This is a genomic window from Terriglobia bacterium, from assembly GCA_020072645.1.
Classification (GTDB): Bacteria; Acidobacteriota; Terriglobia; order Terriglobales; family Acidobacteriaceae; genus Angelobacter.
The window spans coordinates 1-21,952 of record JAIQGK010000016.1; the positions used below are offsets into that span (position 1 = coordinate 1).

Below are 21,952 nucleotides of genomic sequence, written 5' to 3' on the forward strand. Positions count from 1 at the left end.
GCCGCGCTCCAAGAGGCGGCGCTATCTGGCCTTGCTGGCCAGCAAGCTCGAACAGTTACAGGGGAATTGATAGGTAATGAGCCGGGAACCATCTTATTTCGAACATAACGGAATGCCGCTGCATACGTCGCCCAATGCAGGACGCGTGCGGCAGATGCAGGAGCCATGGCTTGGCTTGTTCACGGCGCATCGGGCGCACCCGGCGGAACAGCGGCCCTCGGGCACGCCCGGCGTGGTGGTGATGCCAGAGCCCGGCAATGAAGTGACTGGCATGAATGACGAAGTTGAAGGCAGTGTGCAATTGCCAGCCAAGGAAATGCCGGCAGCACCCAGCCTGCTGCAGAGGGCCGCGACGGGTACTACGGGAGTTCCGTCCACGTCCGTAAGTCAATCGACGAATCAACAGCAGCCGCAGCTTACTTCTGCAGCGCAAACCAATCAACCAAATGCTGCAGTCAGCTCGCCCATGGGACAGCCGTCGATTCCGGTGAATGCGCGGTACGCGGAACCTGCGGATAGGAAAGAAATCAAATCGGCGGGCGGACCCGAACTTGAGGGCGCGAATCTGTCAACCGGCAGCGACAGCTTGCGAAGTGATTTTTCTGATGCAGTGCCATTGCCGCCGCGTGTGCTCGTGCAGAAGCACCTTACGATCCAAACGGAAATCTCATCCATGTCCACCGCATCAGGGACCGGGGGAACATCATTGCCGGGCGAGCCAATCATGCCGTTGGCGGTGTCCGTGGGATCGGCGATCTCGGCGGCTGTTGAGGCAGGCACGGAACCAGGTGGAACCTTGACATCGAGTGAAAGTTTCTCTGCGTCCGCGGTTATCCCGGCTGCCATGCCGATAGCGTTTGCGCGGACGCCAATGGGTGCGGGTGCGGGCAATATTCCGATCGGAAACATACAGTCGGCGATGCCGGAATCTCAGCCGCGAAGTGACAGGAGCCAGCGAGCGCTGCTGGAGCGGTTGAATGATCGTGCGTCACCACAACAACAGGCTGGCGTAGGCCGGCGCGTCCATATAGGAAACCTGCGTATTACGGTGCAAAGACCGGCGATGGCCACCACACAGACGCCGTCTTCCGCACCGTCGGCCCAGCCGCAACAAGCTCCGGCGGCTGCCGGGCAACCGCTGTTCAACCCATGGGAGCGCCATTACATGGCGTTTGATTAAGCGATGCTGAGCGATTTATTCCAAGAAGAGGCAGCGCGCAGGGCCAGCCAGGCGTCCGCTACCCAGCAGAAGAGGGCGGATCGAGACGCATTCATCGTAGTGCAATGGCCGCTGCTTGATGCCGCCTTCGCTGCTCTGGTGGATTCCAGCGTTGGAACAGAAGGGCATCTTTCAATCACACATACACCGGCTACAGATAATTTCACCAACCATACGTTTGCTTCACTGAACAAGACGATTACAACGGTGCAGTCAACGCTGAACGGCGCAGCCGAAAAGATAACGTTTACCCCTTTCCTGGAATCGATTGCACCTGACCAGTTCGGAGTGATCAGGATTACCACGGATGGACTGCCGTACAGCATCACGTCCGATCCGGGCGAACAGATATTTGCCGACATGCTGACACGAGGAATCCTGATGCGTGGCAAAACCACCAACAGCCTGGTGGCGCCGGACGGAAACAACTTTCTGACCCTGACTGGAGATCTGCTGGAAGGACTGTTGGCAGCACTGTTTATCAGGGATTGATTTAGAGATCGTGACAACCGGTTTTGCGAGGATATTGTGAAAATTTCGATCAACAAGATGAACGTTCTGGTACAGAGGCAGGAACAGCAGACGTCGGCGGCGCAGACGGTCAGCGTGTTCCAGAAAGAGCTGGAGCGGGCCGCGGGATCGGTGAGTTCCGTTCGTCCGGGTAGGCCCAAGACGGTTTGACTGAGTGGCCGGATCATCAACTTCAACGATGTGCCGATATCAGTTGAGTGGAGATCTACATGAACGATGATGCAAATGAGGATGAAATTGAGATCGACGAACTCACGGTTGAACTGCCGGAAGGCGATGATCCGCTGGCAGGGCAGGCGATGGCCCAGCAGGTAATCCGGCGACTGGCGGAGTTGCTGGGTGAATGAGTCAGCGAAGTGAATTCGGCAGCCTTTGTGGCTGCCCTGGAGAACCATAGCGATGGGAAGTTTCCCGATACGTCCGAAGCTGTTGCGGGGCGCGTTTGTTGAATATGGGCTGAGCCTGCCGCCGCTGTTGTTTGCGTTTCAATTTAATCCTGAAACGCTCACCCGCGGGCGCACAGCGACATATCAGTCGCCCGGAGCAGGCGGCACCGGCAGCGATGGCAGCGGATGCCGCGACGGCAGCGAGGCCATGGCGCGTTCATGCCTGTCGCAGGTCTCCGTGACTGAAGAAAACATCAGCCTCACGCTGCAGCTTGACGCCACGGAAGATCTTGACAGTGGCGATGGGCTGACGCAGAACTTCGGCATCGGGCCGCAGCTTTCCGTGCTGGAGCTGATGATTTATCCCAAGACGGACCAGTTGTTCGGACTGCCCATCGGCAACTTGCTGGGCACCACAGATCAGTTTGGGGCGGCGCAGGCCAAGGTGATTCCGATTCTGCTTTTTATCTGGGGACGCAAGCGGGTGCTGCCGGTGGTGATGACCAGCTTACAGATTACTGAGCAGGAATATTTTCCTGATCTCAATCCCAAACGCGCAAGCGTGGCGGTGCAGTTGAAAGTGCTGGAAGGGTTCAACCCGCCATATCTGTACACTCACGCCGCCCGCATGCTGCTGGCCCTGAGCAACCTGGAGCACATAGGAGATTTCTCAAGTGTTCTTTTCTGAGTCGAGATACCTGAAGGTAAAGGAATACACGGTGATAGACGCCCAGGGACGAAGCGTGAAAGTGAAGCGCACGCGCGCCACGCTCGACCTAACGGGCAGCTTTCAATACACGGTGAAAGCGGGCGACCGGCTCGACCTGCTGGCCCAGCAGTTCTACCGCAGCCCGAGAAAGTGGTGGCTGATCTGCGACGCGAATCCGGACCTGATGTATCCGGACGATCTGCTGAAGCCGGGACAGGTTTTGACTATTCCGCCGAACCAGGGATAAGCGGAATCGGAACAGCGGAGAAGAGAGACAAGTATTAAGGCAAAAGAAAGCAGAGGCAGCAAGTTCACAGGGAATGAGTAAATGCCATCTTCAGCAGACAGACTATTCGGCGTGTCAGTACGGTTCAACGGAGTTGAAGATCCGCAACTGTACAACTGCGCGGAGCAGTTTGTGATTACGGAGCAGATTGGGGAAGGTTCACACTTCAATCTGGTGGTGTCGCTCTGCCGTAATGATGACGGAAGCTGGCCGCATCTGGAAGAAGCGGAGAAGGGACTGTGGAACCGGGTAACGGTAACGGTGACTGTGGGCAAGCACAAAGATGTCCTGATCGATGGATATATCTCACATATCCATGTGGCCACCACGCCATCCGACGGCACGCTGAAAGCCACATTCACGGTGGTGGATGTGTCCTACGTGATGGGATTGAAGCAACGGTGCAAGACGTGGCCGCCGGGCAAAACTTATGAAGACATCGCTACGGAGATCATCACAGGAGCGCCATACAGTCTGACCGCGGTCATTGAACCTAACCCGCCCAGCGCGGGTGGTTCCACGCCACGCAGCGTGGTGCAAAGGCACAGCGATTTGCAGTTTTTGCGGGAGTTGGCGCGCCGGCGGGGATACGAGTTTTATGTGATGGGAGCAACAGCGTACTTCCGCACTCCCAATCTGCAAGGCGCACCGCAGAAGGCCATCGCTTCTAATTTCGGCGACAAGACAAACTGCGATGACCTGCAGATTTTTGTGAACGGCACAACACCGGTGCGGGCCGCTGGAAGCAGACTTGATCCGCACACGGGCGAAAGAGTCTCGCCGCCGCCAGCAACGCCGGATGACACAGGGGAGCCGCCCATGGGCAGCACCGATGCTACGGCTGGTCGCAGCGACTCAAGCCCGGTACCGCCAACAACGGTGGTGGCACGGCGCCCTCCTGTGGGCAGCGCCTCTGAGATGCAGGCATATCTCAACGGCGTGATGAGGCGATCAAGCTGCCTGTTGAGAGCTACGGGCACCATGAACGGGCTGCGCTACGGGGCGATTCTGCGCACCCACAAGACTGTGACAATTTTCGGCTTCGGCAGCATGTTTACGGGTGATTACTACGTGCGCAAAGTTGTCCACACGTTTACACCCAAGACCTATCGCGTTCAGTTTGAAGCGTGCCGCAATCGCATGGGAGAGCTGGCGCCGGGAGATGCCTCAGCGATTGAAGATCCAAGCAGCGCGGCGTTGCCGCTGGCCGTAACGGCGGACCCGCCCGATACCGATGTGGTAACGGTGCGGGAAAGCGGCAGCCAGGTAGCACCCGGCTAACAATGCCCGCCGGGAAAGTGCGGGAGTAGAAAGACAAAGATCAGCAAAAGCAGCGGCAAAGCAGGAGGGAACAGGGATGCAGGAAGCAGTGGCACAAATGGCGGCTCGCGCGGAACAACAGTACTTTGGAAAGTATCGGGGCATCGTGATTGACAACAAAGATCCGGACAAAATGGGACGCCTGAGGATCTCAGTGCCGAGCGTTATGGTGGATGACCCGCTGACCAGCGACGATGAGTCGGTGACTGATTGGGCGACTCCCTGCGTACCTTGTGGAGGCATGAGCGAGCAGGGTTTCTTTGTTATTCCAGACGTGGGCGCGAACGTCTGGGTGGAATTTGAAGAAGGGAACCTCGACCAGCCGATCTGGGTGGGGACATTCTGGACCAGTCCCGGAGACACAACCCAGGTTCCCACAGAAGCGCAGGACATGGCCGGAACGACGAACGACTTGGAGCCAATGCGGCGTGTGTTCAAGACGACCAGCGGACACGTGATGGAGTTCTGCGACATCAGTGGCAAAGAAAGCATCACGATCCAGCACAAAGATGGCGCCATGGTCAACCTGGATGAAAAAGGCAGCGTGACTGTGGTGAACAAGAAAGGATCCTATCTCTACCTGAATGCGGATGCGGGCGAAGCCAGTCTTGTCGATGAGAAAGGCAACAACGTTTCCATGACCAGCACGGGCGTTACCGTCACCAGCAAAGACGGCTCGATTGTCGATCTGGCGAAAGACGCGGTGCAGGTGATCGCCAAGAACGTTCATATACGCAGCCAGACGGTTTCCCTGGGCGAAGGCGCATTGGAACCGGCGATTCTGGGCAAGACATTTGCGGCCATGTTCGATGCGCACATGCATCCGACGACTGCGCCGGGTGCGCCGACGGGCCCGCCGATTCCCGTACCCATGCCGCTGTCGTCACCCATGAACCCGGCAATTTCACAATGCGTGAAGGTGAAGTAATGAGCCTTTGTCAACTGCCATCGCTGCCGCTGCCGCAACTGGTGATACCGATTCCCATACCACCACTGCCGTCGCTGCCATCGTTGCCACAACTGCCGTCGCTGCCGTCGTTGAATATTGCGCTGCCGTCGTTGCCGCTGCCGCAACTGGTGATACCGATTCCCATTCCGCCGCTGCCGTCGCTGCCATCGCTGCCGCAACTGCCGGCGCTTCCGTCATTGAGCATCTCACTGCCATCGCTGCCGTTGCCGCAACTGGTGATACCGATTCCCATTCCGCCGTTGCCGTCGCTGCCATCGTTGCCGCAATTGCCGGCGCTTCCGTCACTGCCGGGGTGTCCCTAAATGATGTCGCCGGGAAGCATTGACGGCAGCAGCCAGTGGATCGAGGCGTCGAGCCTGGCGCGCGCCATTGAAGATGCTATGGTGGCCGCCAAGGTGATCAACCTCGATAAGGAGGACAGCGCCACGACCAAAGATCGGCGGAACAGTTTTGTGGCGATTGCCACGGGTTTGATCAATTACATGAAGACCAACATGGAACTCGACATTGCGGCTTCGGCGCTGGGACCGGGCGCGGGTAATGTGCCGGCAACGGCCAAGACGCTGACGGGAGTAGTGAAATGAGCATCGACAGCACATATCTGGACTTTCCCTTTGGCCTTGCGCCTGATGGCTCGGTGGCGGCGGTCGATGAAGACCAGCACATCCGTGAGCGGCTTGAACAAATTCTGTTTACCTCTCCGGGCGAACGAGTGATGCTTCCCGATTTCGGCTGCGGAGCCCGTGACTTGGTATTTGCCGGAAACAATGCGGTGCTGGCGGCGGCCACGGAATTCAAAGTGGCGAAAGCCCTGCAGACATACATGGGCAACCAGGTGCTGATCAATGCGGTTGATGTCGTGAATGACGAAGAGAAGCTGATCGTCACCATTGTGTACACCAAGACAAAAGATACGCAGCAGCAGCGGGCGACGTTCGAACTGCTGCCATCGGAGGTGCTGGGTGGCGCCTAGTCTGATCTTTGATGGCAAGCCGCAGTGCGATCTCGTCGATTGCCGGCCTCCTGCTGCGCCTCCTCTCCAGGATGCGATTCCTCAGCAGGCGCTAAGCATCGACTACCTGGCAAAGGACTATGACAGTTTTCTTCGCGGCATGCTCGACATGCTGCCCACGCGGTTGCCGGGCTGGCAAACGCGCACTGAAGCCGACCTGGGTATGGCGCTGCTTGAGTTGTTCGCATTCCTTGGCGACCAGCTCAGTTATTACCAGGATCGCGTTGCTAACGAAGGCTATCTGCGCACTGCGGGACAGTATGAATCGGTGCGGCGCTTGCTCGCCTTGATTGACCACCAGCTATTTCCGGGGTTGGCGGCCAAAGCACTGATTAAGGTCAACACAACCGCCACGCGCGCCATCAGCCTGGGTTTCCCGGTGTCAACCAAAAGCACCGCAACACAGGCCGCGGTGGTTTTTGAAGTTATTGAAGAGCGTGTGATCTATCCGCAACTGAATGATGTTCTGCTGCATTCCAATGTGGCCTCAGGCAGCACGCAGGCGGAGCTGGAAGGGGAGTTTGATCTGTTCCTGACGCCTGGACTCTGGATCTGGCTGCAATCCGCCAGCGATGGTGAGTGGGCGCAATTGGTGGACCCGGTGAGCGTCAACCACATTACCCACGTCACGACGATCAATTTCAGTGCGCCGCTCAAGGGCCAGTATGACAAACCGTCCACGCACATCAATGGCAACGGGCTGATGACCAGCCATGGCGAGAGTCATGAGCAGAGCAGCACCGGCTCTGGCCAGCCCAACCAGCAGATTGAGTTCGACTTTGGCCCGCTGACCTACGTGGCTGATGCCAGTGGAACGCCGCAGACCACGCTGCAAGTCACAGTGTCAGGCAAAGTGTGGCAACTGGTGGAAGATTTTATCGGCAGCGGTCCCACTGATTTCCATTACACCAAGACCCAAGATAATCAGGGCTTTCTCACCATCCACTTTGGCGACGGCCTGAACGGGCGCCGTCCGGAAGCTGGTGCACCCATCGTCGCGCGCTATCGCAGCGGCATCGGTTCCGCGGGCATGGTGGCGCCAGGCGCGCTTACGGAATTCAACAAGCTTGATGTCGTGAATGACAAGAACGCCAACCCGCTGGCGAGTTTTGGTGCCGCCGAACCTGAAGATCTTGCGGAAGCCCGGCTCACTGGACCACGAACCCTGAACCAGCAGAACCGCGCCGTCACGCCGCAGGATTATGCTGACGCGTTGTTGCGCGGAGTTCCGTGGGGAGCGAGCATCGTGCAGCCACTTCACGCAAAAGCGCAGTTCGTCTGGACTGGAAGCTGGAACACCGTGGTCGTGAGCGTGGATTTTGCCGACCGCCATTCGCTAGCTGATGTCCCTACGCGCCGCCAGGCGTTGGAGGCTGCGCTCGAACAGAAACGGCTCACGGGCTACGACGTTCAGGTGGAAGACGCGCGTTATGCGCCCATCAACATTTCACTTGTGGTGCATGTGAAGCCGGAATATTTCGTGAGGCAGGTGCGCGCTGAAGTACAGCAGGCCACCGGGCCGCAGGGCTTCTTCGCGCCCGCGCGCTTTGATTTCGGGCAACCGGTGCGGTTGAGCGATCTCTACTCCACCGTACTGGCTGTGCAGGGCGTGCTTTACATCACTGTAGCTCGTTTCAAGAGGCTGGGCGACCGTTATCCCGACGAGAAGGCAACTGGAGTGATCGATGTGGGAACGCTGGAAATCGCGCGTTGTGACAATGATCCTGCGCATCCTGAAAACGGAGTTCTGTTTCTGCACATGTGCGGAGGGAAGGAAGGCTGATGCTCAATCTCCCCAGTATCGATAAGCATGATGCGGAGCCGGTGACCGCTCAGAATCCCGCCTACCAGAAATCTCTGCTCTACCGGGCCGATGACTACAGCAGCCTGCGTTTCAAGCTGTTGCAGCATCTGGAAGAAGCGTTTCCCAACTGGAACCGCATGCTCGCCGATAAGACGGGTCCGCAGGATTTTGGCGTCGCCTTCATTGAGATGTTCTCGTACATGGCCGACGTGCTGGGCTTCTACCAGAACTGCAAGGCCAACGAATCGTTTCTGCGCACCGCCACGCTGCAGGCCTCGCTCATTGAATTGTGCGAGCTCATTGACTACCGCATTCCGCCGGGCGCGAGCGCCAGCGCGCTGCAGGCATTTTTTCTAAAACCCGGCAAGTCAGGCACCATCCCCGCGGGCTTCAAAATCAAGAACAAACCGGCGCCTGGTGCTCAGGCCCTGACGTTTGAAACGTCTGAAGACCTCGACGCCAGTGCCGACCTGAATCAGCTTTTCTTGAAAGGCTATAACGTTTCAGACTTGGTACTGAGTGAATTCGGCGCACCCGCGGAATCGACTGTGCTGCTTGATCAGCCGTACTCAGGGTTGAAATCCGGTCAGTTTGTAGTGGTGACTTGTCCGGGCAGAAACTCTGAGGCCTTGCGGCTGCTGGCGGTGGAAGACGAAAGCGGCAAGCGGCGTATTCGCTGGAAACCAGGGGAACTGCCAGCCAACCGAAATCTGCCGCTGGCCCGTGTGGTAATCCTGGGCAAGCCTAAGCAACAAATGAAGCTGGCCGCCAGCGCGCGCGCCGATGAGATCTCTTCCGGACAGAATTCAGTTGCGGTCGAAACGCCACACGTTTTTCACCATCATCATCACCACCATCATCCGGCGGTCTTCATCAGCGAGGGGTTCAGGCAGGCTACTAACATTCTGCATTTGAATAACAATGTTGTTTTCTGGGCCCCTACGTTCAATCTGCAATTACGGCGCTCGCAAACCACCATCTATTCTGCCAGGGAACTGATGCTGCACTCGGGGCAGCTGCACCCAGGGGACACGGTTATAAATCACCACCCCTCAGGGTTGGCGGTGGGCGACTCCATCATCCTACGTGACAACGCCAACGCTTTTCTTACACAAGTGTCGAGCGTCAGCTGGTCTCAATTCACCATCACTGACCCGCTGCTGCAGGGCTTTCCCAATGGTGCGCAGGTGTTCCGCGTGATTCTGCCTGACGCGGAAACGGGAAGCCATGGGCAGCATTTCACGACTGTTTCGCCGGTGCGGCTTAAGCCAACCGTCCACACGCTGGTGCTCGACAAGACCTATGACGATCTGGCTGTGGGGCAGCAGGTAGTGATCAGCGATGGCGAGTTCACGATCGTGCGCAAACTGTCTGCAGTTGAGGTCGATGCTCAACAAAGGACCGTTCTCACCCTGGCCGCCAAGGTCAATCACCATTTCAATGTGGCGAACACCGTGGTTCACGGGCCGTTCGAATTGCAGATGCATGTTGATGGCTATAACAAATCCACGGCCAGCATGGCCGCGGGGGTTTCCAGCATTTCACTCGATGGCCAGGTGAAGGGGCTTGCTCCGGGACGGCGGCTGATTCTAGAGTACAGCGGGATCAGCGAAGGCGCGCGCATTTCCAATGTGCAACTGCATCCGCATTACACCCATGTCGATCTTGAAGAGCCGTTGCAGAACAGTTTTCCGCTTTCGGGTACCGCGGTGCTGGGCAACGTCGCCCTGGTAACACAGGGTGCAACGGTCATTGAAAGCCCACTGGGCAGCGGCGACCAGTCACAGCCCAACCAGACGTTCACACTGCACCAGAAACCAACAACATATGTGCATGACGCGCAGGGCGCGACCGGAGTGAGTGACACGCTGCAGGTGTTCGTGGGTGATGAGGAGTGGCTGGAAGTGCCGAGCCTGGCTGAAAGCGGTCCGGGCGACCATCACGTGATGGTGCAGATCGACGAAGACCAGAAGATGTCATTCATGGGCGGCGACGGCAAACACGGCGCGGCTTTTCCTACGGGCACGAATAACATCAGCGTTCGTTATCGCACGGGATTGGGCGCGGCGGGCAATCTGCCGGCCAACGCTCTCTCAGTCTTGGCGGCGCCCCTGCCATTTGTGCAATCGAGCCGTAATCCGGTTGCCGGCAATGGCGGCGCGGATGCGCAGACCATTGAGGTCACGCGGCAGATGGCTCCGGTAACGGTGCGCACACTCGACCGCGCTGTGACTGTGCAGGATTTCAAAGAACTCGCACTCGCTTACCCGGGCATTGATAAGGCAAACGCGCGGCATGTGCGCAAAGACGGAAGACCACTGATCGATCTGGTAGTGGCCACAACGGGGGGCCTGCCTCTGAATTTGGAGATGCGCGACTCATTGACAGCCTATCTGCAGGCGCGCAGCTCTCCTGACCAACTCGTGATAATTCGGGATTACACGCCGGTCGCGGTGAGGCTGGCGCTGGAAGCGCATATACGGCCGACCTTCCTCCGAGCGGAGACCGGCGTGAGCATTCAGAAGGCGCTGAGTACCGGGCTCGCCGAAGACGGGAGCATGGGCTATTTCAACTTCGATAAGCGCGGCCTGGGCGAAGACCTTTACTTGAGCGACGTGTACGCGCTGGTGGAATCGCTGGCTGGCGTGGATTTTCTGATCGTGACGGAGTTCCGGAAGCAAGGGAGCAGGGGCAGTGCAAATCTGGTGAACGACGTCCTCAGGATGCCGCCGGACGGAGTCGCGACCGGCGGTGACGCCACCGATATCAGCATCGGTACGCTGGCTATCACGTTGGTGGGAGGTTTGGCATGAGCAACCTGAGCCAGCTTGAATCGCACTACGAAGAGCTGATCTATCAACTATTGCCGCAGCTTTACCGCAGCCGAGACAGCCAGGGAGAGTTGAAGAAGTTCGTGGAAATGTTTGGCCATGAACTGGCGCGGCTCCGCGCCAACATCGATCAGTTGCAGCAGGATTTCTTCATCGACTCCTGTCAGGAATGGGTGATTCCATATATCGGCGACCTTGTGGGCACTACTGTGCTCTTCAATGAGGGCGCTCGCAACCGCGCTGACGTGAAGAACACTATCCGCTGGCGGCGTGAAAAGGGAACGCTGGCAGGGCTTGAAGACATTGCGGCGCAGATCGGCGACTGGGGCGCGCTGGCCGCGGAAATGTTCCAGGAACTGATCTGGAGCCAGAATCTGAATCATCTCCGCCCGCGCGCGCATTGGACGGTCAACCTGAGCGATGCATCGAGCGTGGCGAAAATCGGCACGCCCATGGATCCAAGCTGCCGCGTGGTTGATATCCGTCCGATCGATGGCGTGGTGGGAGCATATCAAATTTCCAACGTGGGTTTCTGGCTGTGGATGATGGCCTCACAGCCGGTGGCGGGAATTGACCCTTCGCGTGAAGACGCGCGCCGTTATTATTTCTCGCCCCTCAAGCGCAATCAGATTCTTTACGCCGGTGGAGACAAACCGGCCAGTTGCGCAGGCGGGATTGACCTCTCCAATCCGGCGGACATCTGCCTGGCCCACGCCAATGATCTGCCCATCCGTGGGCGTGACTTTCACGATCACCCTGAGCCTTACTGGGGTACGGACGCGGGCTTCGGAATTTATGAAGATGGCATCCTGTTGTGCGAGCCCGCGCCGGATGTGATCAACGCTTCAGTGGAACCAAGCAGCGATTTTGCAGAACTGGCGCAGGTGAGCGGCATAGTGGTGGCCGATCCCGGCTTGTTCGCGGCCAAGCCGTTCCGCATCAATGCCATCCGGCTGCGGCAGATGTCTGTCGACAGGATCGACGCGCAAGGGAACCATTTCCAGGATCCCATTCCCATCGTGCCCGCGGGACCATTCATCAACAACTACGTGCAGCCGCCCGCGCTGGGCGCATTTCCGGTGCAGGCAAGTATTGATACGCCGGGCATGGCGTATACCAAAGGCTTTCTGTATGACCCTTCGCTGCCGGAACTCGACCAGAGCACCATGCTGCTGCGCATCGAGCGAACCGGGGCAGACCCGAACTTCCCTGAATGTGAAGTGATTCTGCGCAACTCCACCGGAGAAGCGTTGCTGGTGTTCCTGCCGGCGGTGGCGGGAATCGGCGTGGGCCAGTCGATGCATCTCTACGTGGCGAACGATGGCAGTACATATTTTGCGCGCAACACGCATGATCCGGGCGACATTGATCTGAATCCCAATTCGGCTTTCTTCGGAGCCTATCTGCCGCGCCACCTCGCGCGCAAAGCGCTGGCGCAAGTGAGGCCGCGAGCAGGCGTTCGCCCGGTGGCTCATCGCAAGATTGTTGAGCGGCAGCTCTGCTGCTGGGACCATGCGCTGCAAAAACCTTTGGCACCCGGAGAAGTGGCGGTTGATCCAGAGCGCGGGCGCTTTGTTTTTCCAGCGGGCGAAGAGCCTACGGGTCGTGTCACCGTGAATTATCGCTATGCGCTCACGGGACAAGTGGGCGCCGGGCCATATTTCCGCGACCCGCTGCTCGCGCCTACGTTGCAGGTATCGCAGACCAATGATGCTCCGTTCCGCACCATTCAAGCTGCGCTCAACGCCGCTCCCGGCAATTCGCCGTCGCCGGTGGTGATTGAGATTCAGGATAGCCACACTTACAACGAATCGCTGGTGGTTAAAAACAATTTTCCCGGCGGTCTAGTGATCCAGGCACGCGCCCTGGAAACCCCGGTCGTGATTTCGCCGGGCGGCGACGTGCTGCAGATAGGGAATGCCATTAGCGGCGCCAGCTTCATCCTTGATGGCCTGACGCTGGCCGGCGGCAAGGTCACGGTGCGGGGCGATGTGCCGAAAGTGAAGCTGCGTTTCTGCTCGCTCGATCCCGCTTCGACCAGTATTGATTGCCAGCCGAAGAACCCGGGCGGCACGCTGGAAATCGATCAGGTCATCACCGGACCGGTGAAGACTTCCGCCAATGTGGCTTCATCTGCATTGACCGATACCGCGATCCAGAACACCATCGGCGCAACTGCGCTCGATATGGCGACGACCGCGCTTTCGGTGGAGCACGTAACGGTGGTGGGCGATACGCTGGCGCCGGCGCTGATGGCCTCGAACTCCATTCTGTTCGGGCAGGTCACGCTCGGCGACGCTGCCAATAGTTGTTTCCGCTATACGCGATATCCCCGGGAAGTCACCGGGGTGCGGTTGTTCCATTGCACCACCCTGCTGCCGATTTTCTCCTCGTTTCAGTTTGGGCATCCGGCTTATCTGGGCCTGAGCGTGAACACTCCGGCAGCCTTGCGGCGCGGCGGCGAAGAAGGCGGAGAGATGGGCGTATGGTACGCCGCGGGCATTCCATGGCGTGAACAGAACGTGATGTTGAAATTACGCGAATACCTGCCGGCGGGGCTCAAGCCCGTTCCGATGCGGGCCATGCCGCGAACTCGTTTCGTGGGAGTGAAAGGGATATGAAAACAGATATATCGAAACTACCGCTGAAGGAATGGAAGCACTCCCTGGGAGTGTTTCTGCAAATGGGCCGGGTGCAGCTCGATTCCGACTGGAATGAGCAGGCAGAGCTCTCGTTGCGCCTCTTGCAGAGACAAACCGAAGACGTGGTGCGCACCGGCAGTCCCAATCACGGGTTCCGCGTGGATGACCGTATTTTGCTTGACGCCATGGATGTCCGCGAGCGCTGGCTTGCGGAAAAGGCCAACGTAGGCGACCCCGATCCCGATGTTCACGTAAATTACTTCGACTTCAAGACTGGTACCGGAAGTTTGGCTTTGAGCGGGGCGTCCGCACTGGTGCACAAACTCAAGGCTCCGCGCGACCTTTCGCAATGGAAAGAAGTGATATTCGCCGCCAAGGGTTCATTCGCAGATAACGAATGCACGTTCTTTCTGGGGCAGGGCGCAACGCGCGGCCTGCTTACCATCACCCGCGATCCTGGCGATATCGACGGCTGGCGCATCTTCCGCGGTGATATGACTGGAGCCAATCCAACGGCTCCGGTAGTCGATCTTACCAAGATCGATTCCTACGGATTCATTACTGTCTCGGCCAAAAGCTATCAGATTGATTTCATCAAGATTGATAGTCCTATTCGTCAGGCACTAGTGCAGGTAGTTTCCACCGCGCCCTTCACGCCGACGGTGAATCCGGGCGATACAGCGCAGTTGACCATCAATGATAGCGATCGTCATTACCACAACGTAGTGCTGCAGGTGACCAAGGTTACGGCCATCAGCTATGAGTTGCCGGTGGTGAAAGATCTGAGTCACGCGCGCCAATTGATTGTGGCCGTGGGCAAACCGGCTGCGCCAGCGCCTTCGTTCAACGTCACACTCACTGACGCCAGTAATACAAAAGTAGTGCTGGCGGGCGGCGCGAACAATGATGTTGGCGCGTGGCGCACCACAACGTTCCCTATTTCGTCGGTGATTGGAATCGACAAGACAAAGGTAAAGTCAATCCAGTGGGGAGGGCTTACACCTGCGACCGAGTATCATATTGCGCCGGTCCTGCTGGAATCAGATCTTAAAGACAACCTGGTGATCATGGGCGGCGATGGAACCGCCGAAGGCGCAGGGCGCTTTTACGGCGACGGTCTGGCCGCGATCAAGGAAAGCAACGAAACCTATTTCACCCAGGTGGACCTGCCGGAAGCCACCCCCTTGCCAATGGCCCCTCCGGCCGCAGGCAAACAACGGGTCGATTTGGCCTATCTCGACCTTTGGGAACGCCCAATCACATATATAGAAGATGCGGACATACGGGAAATCGCCCTGGAAGGCCCGGATACATGCACCCGTACCCGGCTGATTGCCCAGGTCAGGATACTGAAAGGCGCCGAAGTGGCCGCAGGTCCCACCCCGGCCCAGGCGCCGTTAGCTGACTTTGACGCATTGCCGCAGTTCGGCAAGGGAGTACTAACCACCAAGGACAAAGCGGACGCGGTGGTTGATGCCTGCGCCGACCCTTGTGAGCCGGCCATAGCTGGTACGTTTCTGGGTGAAGAGAACCGGCTGTTCCGGATCGAGATACAGAAATTCGGCGGCATCGGGCCGGATAGCGATCCTAATACGGCGTTGTTTAAATGGTCGCGCGAAAACGGATCGGTGGCTACCGCACTGATTGCCAACGCGGCTGCCGGCGATTTTTCGGTGATCGTGGAAAAGCCGGAACTCTACAGCGTCGGCGATCTAATTGAGATTTCCAACGATCTCTCTGATCTTGCCACTGGGCCGTATGAAGATACGGCCACGCACAAGAAGCACGAGCGCGGCGAACTGCGCAAAATTTCTTCTATCAGCCTGCCCGACCGCAGAATCTCATGGCAGGATGCGGGCTCGCCCGAGCCGCAGTTCCATGCCGGACTGGCGAGAGCGCATCGTCTGGCGTATCACGCAAGCATCCGCCGCTGGAATGGTGTGTTGTCTGCCATTGCCGGCGATATCGTGCTGGCGGACGGAGTCGTGATTGAATTTGGCGGGCAGGACATGATGCCCGGCGACTATTGGGTATTTGCCACGCGCGTGGTCGACCGCAGCGTGGAAAGGCTGGTGGAACAGCCGCCACATGGCATTCTGCACCGCTATTTTCCGCTGGCGCAGATATCCCGCAACATGGGTGGCGCGAACCAGATTGTGGTAGTCAGTGACGTGCGTCCGCGTTTTGATACGCTCACCAAGCTCAAAGCCACTGACGTGGCGTATGATCCCGGTACATGCAACATCATGAGCGGGGCCACCAACGTGCAGCAGGCGCTGGATGCGATCTGCAACACCGATTTAGGCGGCATTGCCGATCACAATAAATATCTGCATGGCTCCGGCGTGGTGTGTGGCTTGCAGGTGCATTGCAATCCTGACCGTACCATGGTCACCGTGGAAAGCGGCTATGCGCTGGAATGCGAAGGGAATGTCATCCGCGTAACCAGCCCCATTTTTTACAATCTGATTGACGAAGCCAAAAAGATTGGCGCCATTGATAATGCCGGCAATGGCGAGGTATGGCTGAGCATGACGCGCGGCGCGGGGGAATCTGCGAACCTGCACCTTGAGATCGCCACCGCGCAGAGCTTCTGGCAAAAGGTGCTGCAAGGCACACTGCTGGAAGATTTCTTTAACGACTGCATCAAGAGCATCATCACGTTGTTCAAGACAAGTTTCTTGCCATTCGGATCCACGACCATCCCCGTGATCCAGCAGCAGAAGTTGCTTATCAGCTTTCTGAATCTGCTATGGCAGTTAGTCCAGCCGCTTACCGGGCAGTATGTTTTTCTATCGCCAACAGAAGACAAGCTGCTGCACGACTTTTACATTAAGCTGCATGACCTGCTGGCCAGCAAGACGATGTGCGCAGAGTTCGACAAACTCACCACGTTTCCGGCGTATCCGTACGTAGCGCCCGCACCGGGAATTGATACGGCCTTCGGGTTCTTTTATTTTCATCGGCGCATGCGGCTGCATCCGGCGGGCAAGCTGGTCTATACCTGCGGATACGGATCCAAGATCAACGTATACGACATCACGACGAAACAGCTTGTGGCTTCACTGGATTTCCCCGGCGGAACTAATACGGAAGTGAAGGATGTGGCGTTTTCCAACGACGGTCTCACGCTCTACGCGGTCGCCGTCATTAGCGGGCAGGATTCGATCTTTGCCAACGCCGCTATCAACCTGACTACCAACGCGCACACCTGGGGCACAACCAATGTGGTCTGCGATATGCAGTTCGTGACACTGGGCACCAGCACAGTGGCGGCGCATGCGGGCAAGCTGTATGCCATCGCTCTGGGGCACGGTCTCTGCATTCTCAATCCAGGCGCGATTCCCGCTGTGCCGCCGATCGACGTGGGCTTTTACGCTACAGGCATGATGGAGATTTCAAATGATAATGACGCGGCAATCGTGGCCGAAAACAGTGTGGCCGCCCTTCCCACGGTGACCTCGCTGTTCAATCGATGCAGGCTGATCAAGCTTTCAGCAGTAGGCACGCCACCCCTCATCACTTACACCTGCTCCGGCGATGACAGCGCAAACGATATCGCAGTGGTGGGCACAACGGTCAACATCACGGCAAACAACGGCGTGAACAAAGGGATGTTCCGGTTCGCAATCGCCAATGCCGCGCCCCTTTCGACTGTGGACCTGAAAACCAATTCGATCGTCAGGATCGCGCCGACCAACGACAAGCATTGGATGCTGCTCTCGGTGGCCAGCGACCACAAGGTGCAACGGATCGACATAACCCAGAATGCCCCGGTGATCGACGCGACGTTCCGCATTCCGGTGCAGATCATTCCTATTGATATTGTGGGCAATTCGGCGCGCAACGAGATGTATGTGCTCAACATTTTGAGTTCCACCGTGAGCACCATTGACCTGACCGCTGTATTTGCGGGGCCGCCGGCTTACACGGTAGAGCCGCCAATCACGCTCAGCCAGTACCGCACGCAGATGATCCATGCGTTTACCGACCTGACCAAGGTGTTCGGCCAGTACCTGAAGGACTGCTTCTGCGAGCACTTCCTGGTAGATTGCCCGGATTGCCACCGCGACGACAAACTTTACCTGGGCAGCATTGAAATCAGGATAGATCCCAAAACCGGCAATCCGGAAGTTTACAAGATCTGTAATTTCACCAAGCGGCGTTATGTGCAATCAGAACGGCTGATGGAATATTGGCTGTCGGCGATACCCATTATTCCCATCCTGAAACAAGTGGTTGCGGATTTCTGCTGCAAGGTTGTGATTCCTTAAGGAGAGAGTAACGTGCCAACACGTACATTCAGAGTCTTTGGATCGGTCTCCGATACGCAGACCAAGAAAGGCATCGCGGGCCTGCGCGTGGAGGTATGGAACTCTGCGGCGGCTGCTCATCTGATACTGGGCTCCGGCCTGACTGATGCCCAGGGGCAGTTCGATGTTGCCGCCGTGGCGGATGTGCCGCAGGGCCCGGTGACTGCCGTGGGTGCGCCTGCCGGTGGTTCTACCGGTGTGGTGCCGGCGACGCTTCGGGTTTTTCAGGGCCAGCAATCGCTGGCCATCAGTGGCCAGCCTGACATCCCTGACCTGTTCAAATACAAGGGACCCACGGCGCTGCAGGTGCATCCTGATCAGCCGCAGGCTGCGCTTACAGACCACCTCACGGTGGCGCAAGTCTTTCAGGGCATCGATTTTCTACACCAGTCGGATTTTCGCGGCGTGTTTCAGGAAGGACGCTCTCGCGTCAGTTCGGTAGGCTCTCTGCTGAAGGCCTCGCTGACGTCGGCGGCCAAGAATGCCGTGCTGAAGCCGCTGAAGCCTGCGCCGGTGCGAAACACCGACGTGGTAAATCAAGATTCGCAAACCGCGCAACGCCGGCTTGACCAGCAGCAGATTAGATCCACGGTGCAGCCTTATCAACCCGGGCTGGGAACATTGGGCAACGTGACTTCGCTCAGCCGGACGCTCAAGCCCGGAGATAACGTCGTTCTGTATCAGCAGGACGGCATTGTGAAGTCCTACCAGATACAGAGGGCTGCGGCGCCGGCGGCCGTGGATACCATTAAGTTGTCCGCGGATTTGACTTCTCTGCAAGGCGAGGTGCTCACTCTGGAAGGACGCACCAAGGATATTGATGCGCTCCAGGTTGCGCAGAAGCAGCAGACTGATACGCTCACGGCGCTACAGCAGAAAGCCGCGTTGGTCGATACGTTGCAGGCGCAGTTGGCAAAAGTCCAGAGCGACTCAGCAGCCAAAGATGCGACGATCACCAAGCTGCAGAATGACGTAGCCACCGTCACCAAGGCGCATTCAGACCTCGTTGCGCAGATTTCACCACAACGCCTTTCAGCACTGGAGGACGCGGTGAAGAAATTGCAGAGGCCGAATGGGTAGAGAAATCGGCAGCGCATTTAAAGACCGAATGATTGGGTGATCTGAAGATCGTGCCCATCGGGTGGACGATTCAGGCTTTCAATATGCGGCGATTTGGGTTGACTGTGTTTCAGCGCTGCGATGGCGGAGATGTGAAAGAACAGACTGATCTTTCACTGGTGAGAGAGAACCGACAATGAAAGACACCCAACAGGGTGCTCCAGAGAGAAGCGAGCCCGCACAGCGCGTGGCTCCGCAGCCGCAATCCGCCGTGCCTGCCTGGCAGAGTGCATTGTTGCGCCTGCAACGCTCGGTCGGAAATCAGAATACGCTGCGGTTACTTGCATCTTCGAAACCCCCGGGCACGCTGCGGCGCAAGTGCGCTTGTGAAGATGAGCAGACGCCGTGCGCAGAGTGCGCGAAGAAAAAACTGCAGCGCGCTGAAGCTTCGCCAGGGATTTCCGGCGCGGGCGAAGCTCCGCCTATCGTCCACAATGTTCTGCGATCAGCGGGAAATACGCTCGATGGAGAAACGCGCAATTTCATGGAGTCGCGATTCGGGCACGACTTCAGTGCGGTACGTATTCATACAGACAGCCGTGCGGCAGAATCGGCGCGGGCTGTGAACGCGCTGGCCTACACAGTCGGCAACAATGTGGTGTTCGGCGCAGGGCAGTATGGTCCCCGGCGAGAAGGTGGGCAGAGACTTCTGGCGCACGAACTGGCCCATGTGGTGCAGCAGAGCGCAGGAGGCACGGCTCTGCAAAGCAAAGTTGCGGTGGGTTCAACCGACGATGCGGCAGAGCACGAAGCCGACGCGGCTGCCGCAGCGGTAATGCAAGGTATGGCGGGATCCGGTCCGCTGATGCGCCTGACGCCGGGCGCTCCGGTGCTTCGTCGCGTTTACACAACGCCGCAGGGCATCCGCGAAGCTCGCCCGGCGACCGAGAGCCTGCCGGACGGAGGGAGCAGGACAATCACTCGGCGAATTGCGATCTGCCCATGCCGGCGCGTGGATGAGACGCGCGACGCGTTTTATTACAACCCTGATATTGATGAACTGGCCCTCGCGTACCGGCGATGCACCGGAAGCCGCACGTGGACTTTCTTTGGACGATACGATTCCAACGCAAGCCAGTCGCTGCAGATACCTGAGCTCCCGCAAGGCACAGGACGCGCCGGCGGTTCGCTGAGCATGCGTGGTGACCGGACTTCAGGCCGCGTTGATCTTTACGGACTGGGCGCGAACGACCAGCCGGGCGGGGCGGCCGGAGGCGGAGCAACAGTGACGATCGAGACCCGGGGCTGGGCCTTCACGGCGAGTGGCGAATACCGCCGGTTGCTTGATCCGGCACCGGGCACGGCGCGCGATCAGGCGCAGATGAGCGGCAGAATCTGTCCGCCGGGTTGGCCTTTCTGCATCGGAGCGCAAGGGACGATCGGCGATCCCCGGCTTGGCAATTCAGTCCAGGGCACGATCAGCAGTCGCGACGACGTTCCAACCATTCACCAGACATGCTCGCAGTGCGTCTGCCCCAGGCGGCTTACTTACGATTGCCAGGAAGATCATCCACACCGGGACCCGCGCACCCGGGAGCTTCGCTACTACTATGCTCTCGACCGGTCTGATCGTCCCACGGAAGAGCCTTATTTGCAGTCCGCGAACCAGAGGAATTTTGAAGAGATTGCCGCGCTGATCCGGAGGGGATATCGCATCACCTCCATCGAAGGCTATGCTTCGCCGGAAGCTGCAGTGCAGCACAACCAGCCGCTTTCGGAACATCGCGCGGGCGCCACCGCGCAGCTTCTGCGGACCTATCTTGACAGCCAGGGCCTGCAGAGCGCTGTGATTCCCGCGGAGACGCCAGGCAGGGGTGAATTGCTGGGCAGCCGGCCCAGACCCGTGCGCTCAAGCCAGCTTGACGAGATTGTCACGGATGCAGGAATCATGCCCGCGGAATTGGAAACGCTGCTGCTCTCCGGAGCAGAGATCAGAAATCCCGATCTCGAAAGGCAGTTCCGCGGGCTCTTCTCCGATCGGCGCATGACACCAGATCTCAGGATGGAGTTGTTCGGGCTCGATGCCAACGATCCAGCGCGTCCGGAAGTACAGGCGGCGGTCGATGATTTTCTTGCTCATCGCGCGGGGACCCGCGCCCGTCCGTGGGAGAGGATTTTCCGGCTGTTCCGCTATGGGGCGATCTTTTTGGAGGGCAGCGAGGTTACGGGAACCGATCATAGTACGCTGAGCGAGTCTGACTGCAACCGATTTGCGCGGGCCGCTGAGCATCGGAATGATTTTGGGCCTGTGGACCACGCGGCAATACAAAGCGAGACAAGGTCCATGGACAACACGGCGGAGTGCGATACCGAATCCGGAACGGCGCATGGCGACTGCCATTACGTGGCTGCGCCTTCAACGCTGTCGCCGGAAACGCCTGAGGGAACACCGAGGCAGATACCGTAACCATGGAGGTATGGTGCAAGGCAACAACCAAAAAGCCTTTTCCACCGCAGAGGACGCTAAGAAAGCAATTGATGTCAATGGAAAGAAAATTTGTTCCTGAAGTGCATTTCACCCGTTTCCAGAAGTCGGCGTGGATTTATTACACCCAGCGGGAAGAATGCGTTGGAGATGTTTTAGCGCTAGTGGTTGCAGTGGCTATGGTCCGGCGAGTACCTGCTGATTGTGAAACGTGAAGACTAAAGATCAAATCCGAACTGAAGAACCACGGCAGCCGCTGATTGAACCTGCGACGCGCTCGACCGCGGTGCCGCAAACCTCAGGTTGGCAAGAGGCGATGCTGCATCTTCAGCGCACGGCTGGCAACCAGGCGACGCAACGCGCGGTACAGCGCATGATCAGTGCT

Annotated in this window: 17 protein-coding genes; all 17 read left to right on the forward strand. The window is 58.2% G+C overall.

Going from position 1 to position 21,952, the window contains the following annotated elements:
• Positions 1-76: 76 nt before the first annotated feature.
• Positions 77-1,180, forward strand: coding sequence for a hypothetical protein (locus LAO76_21775; GenBank protein ID MBZ5493555.1), 1,104 nt, complete (start codon positions 77-79; stop codon positions 1,178-1,180).
• Positions 1,181-1,183: 3 nt separating this feature from the next.
• Positions 1,184-1,711, forward strand: coding sequence for a hypothetical protein (locus tag LAO76_21780; GenBank protein MBZ5493556.1), 528 nt, complete (start codon positions 1,184-1,186; stop codon positions 1,709-1,711).
• Positions 1,712-1,747: 36 nt separating this feature from the next.
• On the forward strand, positions 1,748-1,900 hold the full coding sequence (locus LAO76_21785) for a hypothetical protein (protein ID MBZ5493557.1): 153 nt from the start codon (positions 1,748-1,750) through the stop codon (positions 1,898-1,900).
• Positions 1,901-1,959: 59 nt separating this feature from the next.
• The gene (locus LAO76_21790; GenBank protein MBZ5493558.1) at positions 1,960-2,097 is read left to right on the forward strand and encodes a hypothetical protein; all 138 of its coding nucleotides are present in this window, start codon (positions 1,960-1,962) and stop codon (positions 2,095-2,097) included.
• Between the two features lie 52 nt (positions 2,098-2,149).
• Positions 2,150-2,824: a hypothetical protein gene (locus tag LAO76_21795; GenBank protein ID MBZ5493559.1), complete on the forward strand. Its 675-nt coding sequence runs from the start codon at positions 2,150-2,152 to the stop codon at positions 2,822-2,824.
• Positions 2,811-3,092: a LysM peptidoglycan-binding domain-containing protein gene (locus tag LAO76_21800; GenBank protein ID MBZ5493560.1), complete on the forward strand. Its 282-nt coding sequence runs from the start codon at positions 2,811-2,813 to the stop codon at positions 3,090-3,092. Before LAO76_21795 ends, LAO76_21800 begins: the two co-directional genes overlap by 14 nt.
• 81 nt (positions 3,093-3,173) lie before the next feature.
• Positions 3,174-4,412, forward strand: a complete 1,239-nt coding sequence (locus LAO76_21805) for a hypothetical protein (protein MBZ5493561.1) — start codon at positions 3,174-3,176, stop codon at positions 4,410-4,412.
• A gap of 76 nt (positions 4,413-4,488) precedes the next feature.
• Positions 4,489-5,379, forward strand: a complete 891-nt coding sequence (locus LAO76_21810; protein MBZ5493562.1) for a phage baseplate assembly protein V — start codon at positions 4,489-4,491, stop codon at positions 5,377-5,379.
• Positions 5,379-5,723, forward strand: a complete 345-nt coding sequence (locus LAO76_21815; protein ID MBZ5493563.1) for a hypothetical protein — start codon at positions 5,379-5,381, stop codon at positions 5,721-5,723. Before LAO76_21810 ends, LAO76_21815 begins: the two co-directional genes overlap by 1 nt.
• Complete coding sequence (locus LAO76_21820; GenBank protein ID MBZ5493564.1) at positions 5,724-6,005, forward strand: hypothetical protein; 282 nt, start codon at positions 5,724-5,726, stop codon at positions 6,003-6,005.
• Complete coding sequence (locus tag LAO76_21825) at positions 6,002-6,394, forward strand: GPW/gp25 family protein (protein MBZ5493565.1); 393 nt, start codon at positions 6,002-6,004, stop codon at positions 6,392-6,394. The genes LAO76_21820 and LAO76_21825 overlap by 4 nt, the downstream gene beginning before the upstream one ends.
• Positions 6,384-8,216 (forward strand): hypothetical protein, encoded by a 1,833-nt coding sequence (locus LAO76_21830; protein ID MBZ5493566.1) that lies wholly within the window; start codon positions 6,384-6,386, stop codon positions 8,214-8,216. The genes LAO76_21825 and LAO76_21830 overlap by 11 nt, the downstream gene beginning before the upstream one ends.
• On the forward strand, positions 8,216-11,050 hold the full coding sequence (locus LAO76_21835; GenBank protein MBZ5493567.1) for a putative baseplate assembly protein: 2,835 nt from the start codon (positions 8,216-8,218) through the stop codon (positions 11,048-11,050). The genes LAO76_21830 and LAO76_21835 overlap by 1 nt, the downstream gene beginning before the upstream one ends.
• A complete protein-coding gene (locus tag LAO76_21840) occupies positions 11,047-13,689 on the forward strand; it encodes a YmfQ family protein (GenBank protein ID MBZ5493568.1) in 2,643 nt (880 codons plus the stop codon). Before LAO76_21835 ends, LAO76_21840 begins: the two co-directional genes overlap by 4 nt.
• Complete coding sequence (locus LAO76_21845) at positions 13,686-17,984, forward strand: DUF6519 domain-containing protein (GenBank protein MBZ5493569.1); 4,299 nt, start codon at positions 13,686-13,688, stop codon at positions 17,982-17,984. The genes LAO76_21840 and LAO76_21845 overlap by 4 nt, the downstream gene beginning before the upstream one ends.
• A 12-nt stretch (positions 17,985-17,996) precedes the next feature.
• Positions 17,997-19,103 carry a hypothetical protein gene (locus LAO76_21850; GenBank protein MBZ5493570.1) on the forward strand — a complete coding sequence of 369 codons (1,107 nt, stop codon included), beginning with the start codon at positions 17,997-17,999 and terminating at the stop codon, positions 19,101-19,103.
• 175 nt (positions 19,104-19,278) lie between these two features.
• Positions 19,279-21,549 (forward strand): DUF4157 domain-containing protein, encoded by a 2,271-nt coding sequence (locus LAO76_21855; protein MBZ5493571.1) that lies wholly within the window; start codon positions 19,279-19,281, stop codon positions 21,547-21,549.
• The last annotated feature ends 403 nt before the right edge of the window (positions 21,550-21,952 follow it).